The sequence below is a fragment of the Pirellulales bacterium genome (genome assembly GCA_033762255.1).
In the GTDB taxonomy this organism is placed as follows: domain Bacteria; phylum Planctomycetota; class Planctomycetia; order Pirellulales; family JALHPA01; genus JANRLT01.
The window spans coordinates 1-13,262 of record JANRLT010000034.1; the positions used below are offsets into that span (position 1 = coordinate 1).

9 protein-coding genes are annotated in these 13,262 nt (G+C 55.9%); 3 read left to right on the plus strand and 6 right to left on the minus strand.

All coding sequences use genetic code 11. The features are described 5' to 3' along the window. The coding region (locus SFX18_09870; protein ID MDX1963449.1) for a hypothetical protein at nt 1-990 on the minus strand (990 nt) is incomplete at its 3' end. 429 nt (nt 991-1,419) lie between these two features. Between SFX18_09870 and SFX18_09875 the strand changes: the two genes are divergently transcribed. Further along, nucleotides 1,420-2,325 carry a hypothetical protein gene (locus SFX18_09875; protein ID MDX1963450.1) on the plus strand — a complete coding sequence of 302 codons (906 nt, stop codon included), beginning with the start codon at nt 1,420-1,422 and terminating at the stop codon, nt 2,323-2,325. A gap of 78 nt (nt 2,326-2,403) precedes the next feature. On the opposite strand, the gene SFX18_09880 is transcribed toward SFX18_09875, so the two are convergent. Both SFX18_09880 and SFX18_09885 read right to left on the minus strand, forming a co-directional pair. Continuing rightward, nucleotides 2,404-2,865 carry a toxin-antitoxin system HicB family antitoxin gene (locus SFX18_09880; GenBank protein MDX1963451.1) on the minus strand — a complete coding sequence of 154 codons (462 nt, stop codon included), beginning with the start codon at nt 2,863-2,865 and terminating at the stop codon, nt 2,404-2,406. 664 nt (nt 2,866-3,529) lie between these two features. Next, nucleotides 3,530-4,453 carry a sugar phosphate isomerase/epimerase family protein gene (locus SFX18_09885; GenBank protein ID MDX1963452.1) on the minus strand — a complete coding sequence of 308 codons (924 nt, stop codon included), beginning with the start codon at nt 4,451-4,453 and terminating at the stop codon, nt 3,530-3,532. Nucleotides 4,454-5,225: 772 nt separating this feature from the next. Between SFX18_09885 and SFX18_09890 the strand changes: the two genes are divergently transcribed. Both SFX18_09890 and SFX18_09895 read left to right on the plus strand, forming a co-directional pair. Continuing rightward, the gene (locus tag SFX18_09890) at nt 5,226-7,199 is read left to right on the plus strand and encodes a tetratricopeptide repeat protein (GenBank protein MDX1963453.1); all 1,974 of its coding nucleotides are present in this window, start codon (nt 5,226-5,228) and stop codon (nt 7,197-7,199) included. Beyond that, nucleotides 7,189-8,004, plus strand: a complete 816-nt coding sequence (locus SFX18_09895) for an ATP-binding protein (protein ID MDX1963454.1) — start codon at nt 7,189-7,191, stop codon at nt 8,002-8,004. The genes SFX18_09890 and SFX18_09895 overlap by 11 nt, the downstream gene beginning before the upstream one ends. Before the next feature lie 82 nt (nt 8,005-8,086). Here the strand turns inward: SFX18_09895 and SFX18_09900 are convergent, their stop codons facing one another. The 3 genes from SFX18_09900 to SFX18_09910 form a co-directional block, all read right to left on the minus strand. Continuing rightward, nucleotides 8,087-9,805 (minus strand): glycerophosphodiester phosphodiesterase family protein, encoded by a 1,719-nt coding sequence (locus tag SFX18_09900; GenBank protein MDX1963455.1) that lies wholly within the window; start codon nt 9,803-9,805, stop codon nt 8,087-8,089. Between the two features lie 95 nt (nt 9,806-9,900). Then, nucleotides 9,901-11,436 carry an alkaline phosphatase D family protein gene (locus SFX18_09905; protein ID MDX1963456.1) on the minus strand — a complete coding sequence of 512 codons (1,536 nt, stop codon included), beginning with the start codon at nt 11,434-11,436 and terminating at the stop codon, nt 9,901-9,903. A gap of 617 nt (nt 11,437-12,053) precedes the next feature. Further along, complete coding sequence (locus SFX18_09910; GenBank protein MDX1963457.1) at nt 12,054-13,025, minus strand: Gfo/Idh/MocA family oxidoreductase; 972 nt, start codon at nt 13,023-13,025, stop codon at nt 12,054-12,056. Nucleotides 13,026-13,262 lie beyond the last annotated feature (237 nt).

Sequence of the window (13,262 nt, forward strand, 5' to 3'; positions counted from 1 at the left end):
GTCCGCCAGAAAGAGTGTGCCGTTGGTGATATTGGTGATTTGATAATGGGTCACTTCCGCCCCGTCAGCCGCATTGCGGGTGATGACCAACCCACCGCTCGACAGCGTGTCCTCGTTGGTGGTGGCATTCGTCACCGAGGGCGTATCCGCCATCGGCAGAACAACGATCGCGGCGGTGTTGATCCCGCCTCCTGCTTGTGCCAAGCTGGGACCCGTGGCCCCTTGAATTTGAAACGTCGCCGTACCAGAGAAGTTCGGATTTGGCAAAAACCGCAACCCCGCCGCACCCTGCGATAGCGTGAGAAAATCTCCATTATTGACCGGGGTGAGGCCATCGGCCAAATACAACTGTCCAAAAAAGCTATTACTGATCCGAAAATGAGTCGTTTGCGGACCGTCAAATGGATTGGGGGTTATAACGAGCAGGTTCGTGCTTAGTTGATCCTCATTAACGGTGGGAAAATTTGTGATCGGGGTGTCGGGAACAGGAGTAATGGATATCCCACGCGAGGCGGGGGGGCTTTGGGTCTGGCTATCGTCGGTTAGCTGAAACTCCACCGTTCGACTAAGAGGTCCGGGAGCATCGCTTAAGTTTTGATACTTAATACTGGCTAGCGCGGTTTGATAGTGGGCCACGCTGGCACTGCCCGTTAGCTTTAACTGTCCTGTGACATTATTAAAAGTGCCATTGATGCCGTTTTGATTGGTAAACAGCAAGAGATCCTGACCGGGGACATAATTTGTCAGCTTGACCGTGCCGCCGCTCAGTTGCGCACTGCTGAAATCTTGAACCTGGATTCCCGGATCAATCGCGATGGGCGCGCTATTCTCGACATAGGCAGCGCTTCCCGCACTGGTTAGAATCGCCGGCGCGCTTAGCAGTTCCCGCTCTTCACAGGCAAACGGCATCTGTAACAAGCGGGCTTGGCGGGGTGATGCGGGAGTCTGACCGAGCAACCATTCCGCCAAATCTGTGAACATTTTTGACATTGTTGCAAATCCAAAGGTGGTATCGCCAGCCGTTATTATCCCCACAGAACGGAAATGCTGTCAAACAATAGGCGCCTCTTGCCAGAAACTTTTTTCCAACCGGCAATCTTTATCAAAGACTGTTTGTGGGTGTTCCGACCCAGAATCCTCCAAGCCAGGTAGCAAAAAACGCCGTCAGCCGGGGAAAACTGGGCAAACCTTGCCGATCGAGAGCTTTAGCGCGGTATTAGCGGTTGTACCCAGAAACATCAGTTTATGGAATTTTCGGTTAGACACTGTTCGATGCAAAGAGAAGAGGCCGCTTAGACCCTTCGTTCCGCTAAGCCTTGGGTCGCGTTTATGCCTGGATTTGCGACCCCACCCGGCTTTATCCCCCGGCGTAGAGCGACAACGGACCGCATGGATTAACTACCTTAAAAGGTCAAACAGATGTTCTTTGCCCTCATCCACTCTCCCCGCTTGCAATCATTTTGCATGTTGGCGGTGCTGCGCGGTGTGCAACTGCTCTGGGCGGCATTATTGGTCATCATAGCGCAGTTGCTAGGGGCGGGGCTATGCCATGGCGCCGACCAGCCACGTCTGTTGCCCGCCACTTCCCCAACGGCAGAGCTAAAGGTCAAATCCGTGCAGTCCGTGCCGTTGGGCAAAAGCGGTCCGCAGACCGCCAGGACCCCCGCCAACCGATCCGGAAACCCAGCTCCCGCTCTCGTCCAAAAGTCATCAACCGCGCCAGGACGTACGATAAATGTAAAAAAACCAACCGCACGTCATGGGCAACCTATCCAGCCAGCATTCGCGCGCTCCCTGGCCAGCCAGATTGCGCAGCCCGGTGAGAACGTGGCAACCCCTCCCCCCATTCCCGCAAATCCTCGGCGCCAGGTGGATTTAGGCATCAAGCCGTTGGATCGGATTTCGTTGAATCTCACACCGTCCGCGGGGACGCTGCCGCGCGATCCCGCGTCCGCCAAATTTGCCTCCGCGGGAGAAGTTGACACCCGCTGGCAGACCGATCGCCAGTGGCTTCCCTGGACGTATGCCTGGCAGGCTCCGGTGTTTGCCCATCAGCCCACCTATTTCGAAGAGCCAAATCTTGAGCGTTACGGTCACACGGCCGGATGCTGGCAGCCATTGCTATCGGGGGCGCATTTCTTTGGCACGATCCCGCTGCTCCCCTACAAAATGAGCCTCGATCATCCGCATGAATGCATTTATACGCTGGGTCATGGCCGCCCCGGCAACTGCAACGCCTGGCAGCCCCCCAGTTGCTATTTTGATCCCAAGGCCCTGGTGGTCGAAGGGGGAGTCGTCACGGGACTGATCTTTTTGTTTCCCTAAATAAAATCCGCTAGCAAATGCCTCTCTGGTGGTGTACGGCCTGATCAGGCATTTGCCAGCGGAATCCCGGCAAGAACGCTAGCCTTCCCAATGGGCGGCGACCGGTACGCTGCCCGCGATCGCCATGGCGGGCGCTTCGGCAATTTGGGGACGATCTTCCTCGGGAGCCGATGGAACAAATTCCCCGTCAATCCATTGGATCAACTTCGATATACACAGTTGGTTGACGCTGGTTTTAAGTTCCATCGCTTCCACATTGAGGGCTTCGTGCAGGCTCTTGGGCATGCGCACGGTAATCACGCGGATTGGTTCGGCCTTGGATTTATTTTTGGTCTTTTCGCGGATCGTGGTCAAAAGTTTTTGAATTTCGGCGTATTCCTCGGTCGCTTCAAATTCGGCCAGGGCGGCTTGGTCGGGGTACAACCTGCGGACGATGCCGTCCACGCCCAGCACTTCCCGGTAAAAGGTGACCCAATCGATTTTTTCAGAGGAATTAAAGAGATGGTTGGCAAACCTGAGGGCTTCTTGCGACTTGTGCATGCGAGATTCTCCTACTGACAAGAGTGAACAGTGAATCCGTTCCCGGTCCGGCGACCGCGGTCACGCCCCAATCTTTAATCAAAGTCAAGCGATTTCCCGAACTGGTTATGCTGCTAGCAGTTACGACCGGCCAAAGTGATTGCACAGAAAATGTGCAACGTCCGTGAATCGCTGGGGAGCACTTGCTTGCATAAAAACTATGCAGGCAAATTTGTCCTATTTGCAAAACTGTCCACCGCATTCAATGCTAGCGGTTGTTAAGTCAGGCAAGCTAGCGGAACGAGGTAGAGAAAATTTAGCAATTTCAGTTAGTGCTCAATCAGAGCGGAACTGAGGTTGCAAATAGGCCCGGAGCGACGACTTGTGCCAGCAAAAAGTGGGCTATTGAGATCGTGGGTTGTATATGCAAGTATTGGTTTGAGCGGGGTTTCTTTGCTTTTTCGTTGCGTTCAAATAGAACGGGGGGCCGCACGCTGCGGTCCCCCCTGTTGCGTTTTGAAATACACAAAGTTGCCCGTGAAAAAATAATCGGACTGCTACTCCGTCAACGCATAGTTTTTGGATTAGCCGCAGGGCGCTAGCCCACGGTTGGATCGGCAAAAAACCGAGGGCTAGCACCCAACGGCTGATCTGCCCAATCCGAATCTATTGCATTGAAAATACACTAGGCCAATTCCCCCCGAAGTTTATCCAAGAGTTTTTTGGTGGCCAAGATACCGTCCGCCTCGCTCAGACGACCCCCTTCGTACTCGATGCCAATGTATCCTTTGTAACCGGCATCCAGGACGATTTTGAGCATCTTGCGGTAATCGATGGTGGTTTCGTCACCAGCTTCGTTAAAGTCATAGCTTTTGGCGCTGACCCCTTTGGCAAAGGGCATCAGTTCCGCTGTTCCTTTGTAACGATCGTATTCTTCCTTGTCGCTGACGCGGAAATTCCCAAAGTCCGGCAGCGTGCCGCACAGCGGTTTGTTGACCAGTTTCATCACTCCCGCCAGCCAAGCCCCGTTGGACGATAAGCCCCCATGGTTTTCGACGATGACGGCGATGTTGGCCTTTTCACCATACTCCGTCAGGCGTGACAGGCCGTCCGCCGCCAGCTTTTGCTGTTCCTCATACGACAACTTGCCATCCGACCCGGCGTTGACGCGAATGGAATGACAACCCAGGGCCTTGGCCGCGTCCACCCATTTGTGGTGGTTGGTGACCGCCTCGGTCCGCTTGGCCGAGTCGGGATCGCCCAATTGTCCTTCGCCGTCGCACATGATCAGCAGGCTTTTGACGCCATGATCGTCGGCCCGCCGCTTCAGATCGGCCAGATACTTTTCATCATGGGCCTTGTCCTTAAAGAACTGATTGACATGCTCGACCGCAGAAATGCCAAATTGTTCCTTGGCGGCTTTGGGAAAGTCTAGATGGTCGAGTTGTTTGCCAAAGATCGTCTTGTGCAGCGACCATTCGGCCAAGGAGATTTCAAAGGGGGCTTTGTCGGCGGCCAGCAATCGGCCCGCGGGCAACGTGGCCAGTCCGGTGACGGTCAATCCGGTAAGTTGCAAAAATGTACGACGAGAGGTAGGCATGTGCGGCATGAAACAGGTTCCCTAAAATTAAGAATAGCAATACGCGGCGTAAAACTATGTTAGCCGTCGCGATCGCCTCGATGTTCCCCAGTTGACCAGTATACGGGCCACCGCGGAGGGACACAATTGCGGGGGGGAGGTCAAGTAAATTATTTAAATTGAAAAATTAATAATGGGAAGCAGAGCATGGAAAAGAGTATTGCAGAAATTTGCATTTTAAATGGTGACGGCTCACTAGGCCTGCAGGTGACATGTTCGTTGGTTGCCTACGACGTAGCCAGCAGCGTCCCGCTGCCGAAACGCATGGCAAAACTTTATGCGGCACCTAGAAGGTGCCTGTTACGTGGCCCGCAGCGTCCCGCTGCCGAAACGCGTCCGAGCAAGCACGCCCAACAGATTGCGGGGGCTGAGGGAAGGAGTAGCATCGGTTAATGCAGCCTGACGGTATCACGCAGCGACCAGAGGCAATTTGAGCGGGTAAAAACGGTTGATTTTGGTTCAAGCCGCTCTTAATTTCCACTTGTGGCTACGCCGCTCTGGTTGACATCCAATCTGGGCCATCTGCGGTTATGCGGCGCAATGCCGTCTGATCGAGGCGAAGCAGCAGGAACAAAAAGCCCTAACAGCGGCCGAAGAGGAACGGAAGGCCAAGCTGGAAGCTGAGGCCGAGAAGGCGAAAGCCCTGAAGGCCGCGGAGGCGGAGAAGCTCGCCAAATTAGACGCCGAAGCCAAGCGGCAGGAGGCCGTCCGCAACCTGGCCTTCGCCAAAAACGGGTACGAGTTGCTCGGCTCGGTGTTCGCCGGGCTGGACCCGAAGCAAATTGCCGAGAGCGGGCGGCCGCTGCAGGACGTGTTACGGGAGAACCTGGTGACGGCGGTGAAGGAACTGGACGGTTCGGCCATCGGCGATTCCCTGGAAGTGGCCGCTATGCAGAACACTCTCGGACGGTCGCTGCTTGGGCTGGGGGAGGCGAAGCTGGCCGTTGAAGTGTTGGAGAAAGCCCGGAAAACGCGGAAGGCCAAGCTCGGCCCAGAACACCCCGACACCCTTTCTAGCATGAACAGCCTAGCGGTGTGCTACAGGACTGCTGGCCAGCTCGACAAGGCTCTGCCACTGCTTGAGGAAACTCTTAAGCTGAACAAGGCCAAATTCGGCCCCGAACACCCTGACACTCTCATCAGCATGGGCAACCTGGCGCTGGGATATAAGGACGCCGGACAGTGGGAAAAGGCCCTGCCACTCTTCGAGGAGACACTTACGCTGATGAAGGCCAAACTCGGCCCAGAACACCCTAAAACCCTCACCAGCATGAACAGCCTAGCAGCGGGCTACTATGCCGCCGGCCAGTGGGACAAGGCCCTCCCGCTCTTCGAAGAGACGCTCAAGCTAAAGAAGGCCAAACTCGGTCCCGAACACCCCGAAACCCTCTCCGGCATGAACAACCTGGCACTGGGCTACCAGGATGCCGGCCAGCTCGACAAGGCTCTGCCACTGCTTGAGGAAACGCTAAAGCTCCAGAAGTTCAGGCTCGGCACAGAACATCCCAACACCCTCTCCAGCATGAACAACCTGGCGGGCTGCTACCAAGACGCCGGACAGTGGGACAAGGCCCTGCCGCTCTTTGAAGAGACGCTCAAGATAATGAAAGCCAAGCTCGGCCCCGAACACCCCGACACTCTCTCTAGCATGATGAACTTGGCGCTGGGATACCATGCCGCCGGTCAGTGGGACAAGGCCTTGCCGCTGTACGAGGAGACGCTCAAGCTGATGAAGGCCAAGCTCGGCCCCGATCACCCCAACACTCTCTCTAGCATGGGCAATCTGGCGCTGTGCTACCAAGATGCCGGCCAGCTCGACAAGGCTCTGCCACTGCTTGAGGAAACGCTTAAGCTCCAGAAGTCCAGGCTCGGCCCCGAACACCCTGACACTCTCTCTAGCATGATGAACCTGGCGTTGGGATACCATGCTGCCGGTCAGTGGGACAAGGCCCTGCCACTGTACAAGGAGGCGCTCAAGTTGATGAAGGCCAAACTCGGCCCCAAACACCCCAACACCCTCATCAGCATAAATAACCTAGCGGTGGCCTACATGGACGCCGGTCAACAGGACATGGCTTTGACGCTGTTGTCGGAGACATCCGTCGGCAATCCGAAAGATACCTTCCTGACGCTCAAGCTGGCGACCTTGCAGGTCTGGTTTGGCAAAGACCAGCAATACACGGAGACCGTGGACCGGGCGTTGCGATTTGCCAAGGACACTCAGGACGCCAGCGCCGCCAAGCAAATGGCAATAATCAGTTCGCTGCGCCCCAGCGATGATCGGGATTCGCTGGCGGCTGCTCTGGCGTTGGCCAAGCAGGCGGTTGATCTTGGCAAGACCAGCGGCGACCTCCTGGACTACTACCAAATGGCTCTCGGTATGGCGCAATATCGCAGCGGTTTATTCGCAGAGGCAGAAGCCACGTTCTCCCCGCTGGCCGAGAAAGTCATGCAAAACATGCACATCGCCCCTACCGTCGGCTTCTACCGTGCCATGACGCTGTTCCGACTCGGTAAAGTGGACGACGCTAAGATATTGGCAACCCAAACCACGAAGGTGATGCGACCCCTACCCAGCGACGACCGCAACCCGTTGGCCAATGGTGCGAGCCACGACGACATCATCGTCTGGCTGGCGTATCGCGAGGCGAAGGCGTTGATCCAATTCGAGGCAGTCCCGCCGAAACAGCTACAGCCGCCGACAGGTGAGAAGTGACCCCGCCGAACCGCTGCTCATTGAGGCGGATCCGGTGCGTCTGGCCCAGGTGCTAGCCAATTTGCTGAATAACGCCGCCAAGTACACGGAAGAAGGGGGACAAATCTGGCTTTGTAGTCGGCGGGAAGGGGACGAAGTGGTGGTATCTGTCCGGGACACCGGGACGGGCATTCCGTCCGAAATGCTCCCCCGGGTGTTTGATTTGTTTACCCAGATTGACCGTACCCTGGGCCGCGCGCAGGGGGGGTTGGGGATAGGCCTGGCCTTGGTCAAAAAATTGGTGCACTTGCATGGAGGAGCAGTCGAGGCCAAAAGCGCCGGACCCGGCCAAGGGAGCGAATTTGTGGTCCGCCTGCCGCTTTTGCGAGCGGAGGGGGAAAATCATGTGGAGGAAACAAGAGTTCCGGACAACGCCGACGCCCTGTTTACGGGGCAACGCATTTTGGTCATTGACGATAACCACGACGCGGCCGACAGCCTGGCCATGTTGCTGCAGCAGTTAGGCGCGGAATCGCGCACGGCCTATGACGGCCCAACCGGCCTGAAAGCGATCCAAGAGTTCCACCCCGCGGCGGTATTTCTAGATTTGGGGATGCCGGGAATGGATGGGTATGCGGTTGCCGCCGAAGTGCGCGCCGATTTACAGAATCAGGATATCATGCTGATCGCCCTCACTGGTTGGGGCCAGGAAGAAGACAAACGCCGCACCCAAAATGCGGGGTTTAACGCGCATTTGGTCAAACCGCCGGATCCCCATGTTCTGCGAATGATTTTAAGAAAGCTGCCTAACACTTTGGAACGGTAAAACCAACCCGGAGTCGCGTAAAAATTTCGTTAGGTTTTCCCCCCCTTAATATTTTACCAGCAATATTTATAGCACGGCGGAGCTACTTTGCCATGCTAGGAGAATGCAGCAAAATCGCCGTCACGGGATGATGGTCCGATGGTGTCCGCCCGTCTGTCTCGGCGTGCAGGATTTCCGCCTGTTCTACCCGCCACGCGGGAGAAGCGCCGATCCAATCTATCCGGGAACCCCCGTTAGGGCCGGGCCGAAAGCTGTTAAACGTCCCCTCATTTTCGCCACGCTGGGGAAATGCCAGGCGATAGGTGTCCCGGATCGGCGACTCCTTGTCGGATTCAATTCCAAACAGCGCTTGATAAGGGGGGCTTTCCTCGCCGCAATTAAAGTCCCCAGTAACAACCACCAGGCAATCCCGCCCAATTTCAGTTAGTTTACGACGGATCAGGCGGGCGGATTCTAACTGCGCCTGTTCTCCCCGATGATCAAAATGCGTGTTCAAAAACAATATTGGGGGACTGGCGGGTTGTCTTTTATCCCTTAGTTTTACCCAACTGGCCATCCGCGTTAACGATGTGTCCCAACTCTTACTTCCAGGTTGATCGGGGCGCTCGCTTAGCCAAAAGTGTCCCCCCCACAATTTTTCCAATCGATCTGCGTTATAATAAATGGCCGTCATCTCTCCCGCTTCCCTCCCATCATCTCGACCAACTGCCAAAACCTGGTATCCTGGCAGATTGTCCCGCAAAAAATCGCGCTGCTCGGCCAAGGTTTCCTGGGTGCCGAGTAAATCGGGCTTAAATTTGCTTATCGTCTGTAACAACAGGGACTTGCGAAGCTTCCAGTGGTTTGGCCCGTCATCCGCGGTTCCATAACGAATATTGTAGCTCATCACTCGAAGCGGTAGAGCTGGCGACGTTTCAGCCGTGGCTGGCGGGGTCTCACCTTTGGCCGACAATGGAGCGTCGTGGGCCGGGAGAGCGTTGGAATCCCCACGCGAAGGTAATTGCTCGCGCAGCCAACCGGGGCGATCCGTAGTTAGCCCCTCTACGCCCAAATCCAGCATTTGGCGGGCAAGCTGGGGATCGTTGACCGTCCAGACATACAGGCCCAAACCAGCGGATTTGAGGGCTTGGGAGTATTCCGCGGTTAAGATCTCGGGCGTGGCCGATAAATCCAGACCGTCGGCATTAATTCGCCGGGCTGTTTTTAGCAATTGCTCAACGGTGGGGGCCGGTTGTTTCGTGGGTTTGAGCGATACGATCCAATAAACGGCAACTTCCGGTAGGCGACGCTTACACTCGGCCACGACTCGGGGGTCAAAGCTGATAACGGCGGTTTGCGCCGGAGCAAGCTTGGCGGTTTTTATCACGCGCTGCAGTTCGGGGAGGGTTTCGGGGCCGGATTTGACTTCAATCAACACACGCTTGCCAGCCGGCACGGTGGATAACGCTTCTTCCAGCGTGGCGATGCGTTCTCCCGTATAGCGCGGGTCTTTCCAGCGACCCACATCAAGCGTGCGTAATTCCTCCAGGCTTAACTCTTGGACGGAACGATCGACACCGGTGGTGCGCAGTAAGCTACGATCATGCATCAATACAATGCGCTGATCGGCCGAAAGGTAAACATCAAATTCCACGGCGTCGGCACCCTGCTCCCAGGCAAGGCGAAGACTGGCCAGTGTGTTCTCGGGAGCGTCATGGGATGCGCCGCGATGGGCGATGATTTCGACTGCGTTCACAGGCGCGATACTCCCCCCACACAGCCACAACAGACAAAGATACAGAGTCCATACAGCGCGCGGCATCAGGCACCCTTGGGTTAAATGGTTGAGGACTTGTTCTGATTTGTCAAAGTGGTGATATGGGGCCCTACGCGACGGGTCGTAGAAACGCCGAGTATTTAAGCCTTATTTACGCCTGGCCGGCCCGATTCTATAACAAACGACTCACGTGTCAGCACGTTGCCATTTGGCTGCAACACATCTTCAACCACAACATAATCGCTTTGCCATTTGTCGGGAGTGACAACACAACGGACGTAGCCCCGTTCGGCGTTTTGAAACTTGACGCCGGGATTGTGGGCCAAAATTTCGGCATGCGCCTTGTTCTTTTGCACGCCGTTGCCGCCGCTGCTAATACTGGTGCCAACAAATTCGGTGGCCACCACTGGTAATTCGGGTTGGTGGTCGTCTACGCGCAGTTCATTCACCCAGTTCGAGTGTATATCCCCGGTTAGCACAACTGGATTGGGAATCCGGCGGTCTTGCAGATAACGAACCAATTCCATCCGTTCATGGGCGTAGCCGGGCCATTGGTCCATTGAGTGAAATTTACCCTCGGGGCCGCGTCCGACCATACCCATCATGACCTGTTGTGCCAGGATATTCCAGATACCCTGTGAGCGGAGCAGGCCCCCTTGCAGCCATTCTCGTTGCCGAGATCCTAAAATGGAATTATGCGGATTAAGAGCCGCATCGTTCAATTCCGCTCCCCGATCACCATTGGGTTGGTCGGTGCGGTATTGGCGGGTGTCCAAAACCTGGAATTCGGCCAACCGGCCAAACGCTCCCCGACGATACAATTGCAAATTTGGCCCTTGGGGCAAGGAACGGGGCCGTAGCGGCATGGCTTCGTAATAGGCCTGATAGGCATTCGCGCGACGCTGCAAAAAAAGCGCTGGGTCTTCTTGCATTTTTTCTGAAATGGCCCCCGCATAATTATTGTCTAGTTCATGGTCGTCCCAAGTCACATACCACGGACAGACGGCGTGCATCCCCTGTAGCAGGGGATCAGAGCGGTATTGGGAATGACGAATCCGATAATCTGTGAGTGTTTTGATCTCCTCACCCAAATGCTTGCGAACTTTGCCGTCTTTGCCCGCTCCCTCATAGATATAATCCCCCAGGTGAAAGACTAAATCCAGTTGGTCCCGCGCCATTTGCCCATAAGCCGTGTAAAATCCTGTTTCATAATGTTGGCATGATGCAAACGCAAAACGGAGTTGTCCAGGCAGACTGTCGGGGGAGGGCATGGTCCGCGTGCGTCCTACGGGACTGGTGGCCTCGCCCGCCAGAAATCGGTAATAATACCACCGATCGGGACGCAGTCCGGTTGGCACAACATGGACCGAATGCCCCAACTGAGGCGTGGCGACTTCTGTCCCGCTGGCCACGATTTTTTGGAAACCTTCATCGTCGGCTAACTCCCACCGCACCGCGATGGGCAACGGGTCCATGCCCCCTTGGGGTTCTAAGGGTTGCGGAGCCAAACGCGTCCACAATACCACACTGCGATGATCGGGATCTCCGGATGCCACTCCCAAGGTAAAGGGATTTGACGGAAACGTGGGAGATTTTTCAACGGCCGAAACGGTTTTGGACAACGCGGGAAGCATGGCCAAAGAAGTGCCATAAGCCAACCACAAACGGCGGGACATTCCGCCTTCAGCACGCAATGCAGCGGGGATCTGGTCGAGAGGAAGTAACATTTCTGATGCACAACTTAAAGGAAGGTGTTTCTGTAACGTCCGATGTTACAATGTAAGTTGTTTGTATTGCAATAAAGTTAAATTTGTGTTTGAAAATATGCCAAATGACTTTTTGTATTTCCTGGGCCTGTCCGGCTAAGCCATTGTAAAATGCTAATAACATGTTGCTGGATATAGGCTTGCAATGATTCTCGAGCGTTGGCGACAATAATTCGTCACCAATTCATATTCGGGGGCAAAAAATGAAGATAGGTGACGCGGGCGTTTGTACACATGTGCCAATATGAATACCCCTATTGGACTTAGCAACTCAGATTTCTTGATCGCCGCGCGGTGTGGAAAGCTTGCAGCAAACCCCAGCAATCAAATACCAAAATAGCAAAAGTCATTTCGGCAACGGAGTTGCCTCCTCCAAATTTTTCGCGACCCACGACCCGTTGCTCCCACGCCCCACGTCCCGCGTCCTGTTTACCGCCGATGGCATCGGCGGCTTTGTGGGTGCTTCCCCCGAACGCCATTCCTCGTCCCTCGTCTCCCGTCTCTTGCCCCGCCCACGTCTCGGTTCCTCACCTCACGCTCCATGCCTGATCCTTGACCGCGCACAGCACCCGCATATTGGCCAGACCATCCTCCGCCGGGTCGGGCAAGCGACCCTGGCGGACCCCTTGGCAAAAAGCCCGCACTTGGGCCGTGTACTGGCAGTCATGTTCTACGGTGATGCTTTCGGTTCCGGCATCGGTATGCAAAAGGAGGGGGGCATTTTCGGCGGGGAGGACTCCCCCTGGCAGTTCCAGGCTGCCACGGGAGCCGACAATCTCTAGCCGGTTACGATACGGCGCGGCAAAGCTGCAGTCCAAAAGCGCCATGGCCCCGCTGGCAAATCGCAGCAAGAAACCGTCCGTCAGGTCAACCCCCGTCGGGCCTAACGCGCCCCGGGCGATAATTTCGGTCGGTTCCGCGCCGGTAAAGAGCCGCGCGGCATTGATACCGTAACAGCCCAGGTCAAACAGTGCTCCTCCGCCACGCGCCGGATCGAGCCGCCAATCCGCCGGGTCGATCGTAAATGAAAAATCCATTTTGATTAAACGCAAATCCCCCAACCGGCCGCTGGCCAACAGTTGCCGCGCCTGGTTGACGCGGGGATGATGCCGCCACATAAAGGCCTCCATCAGGATCACCCCCGCGCGGCGGCAAGCGGAATTCATCGTCTCAGCCTGGGAGACATCCAGGGCGAGCGGTTTTTCGCACAAGATATGTTTACCGGCGGCGGCGGCGCGCAGCACCCAGGGAAGGTGTTCTTCGTTGGCCAAGGGGATATAGACGGCGTCGATGGCGGGATTGTCAATGACAGCGTCATAATTTTCGTAAGTTTGTGGCACGCCAAATTCCGCCCCCCAGGCGGCTGCTTGGCCGGGGCGGCGACTGGCCAGGGCCAGTAACTGGGACATTCCCGAGGATTGAACCCCCCGCAACATGCCGCGGCGGCAAATCCGCGCGCAACCCAAAATGCCAAATTGTAGTTTGTCCGTTGGTCCCACGATCTAGACTCCCCAAAACAGTTCGATGTTGGCCGCTGCGCATGGTTGCCGCCGGAGACCGATAAAAAGCCAGAAATTTGCCGCCAGGGTTCCGCTGTAAGCCTCGTTAAATTCTGGATAGAGCCGGACGTTCGGGCAAGCCAGCAGTGTAACAATTCCCCCGCGGAAACTGTAGAGACACCGCGGGACGAATTTAGTTTTTAGCCGCGGTTTATTGCCGACGGCCAGAATTGCCAC

Bases quoted from the DNA above. Each gene is read 5' to 3' on its own strand.
- SFX18_09900 (MDX1963455.1), bottom strand. From the start codon at position 9,805: ATGCCGCGCGCTGTATGGACTCTGTATCTTTGTCTGTTGTGGCTGTGT.
- SFX18_09880 (MDX1963451.1), bottom strand. From the start codon at position 2,865: ATGCACAAGTCGCAAGAAGCCCTCAGGTTTGCCAACCATCTCTTTAAT.
- SFX18_09875 (MDX1963450.1), top strand. From the start codon at position 1,420: ATGTTCTTTGCCCTCATCCACTCTCCCCGCTTGCAATCATTTTGCATG.
- SFX18_09885 (MDX1963452.1), bottom strand. From the start codon at position 4,453: ATGCCGCACATGCCTACCTCTCGTCGTACATTTTTGCAACTTACCGGA.
- SFX18_09905 (MDX1963456.1), bottom strand. From the start codon at position 11,436: ATGTCCCGCCGTTTGTGGTTGGCTTATGGCACTTCTTTGGCCATGCTT.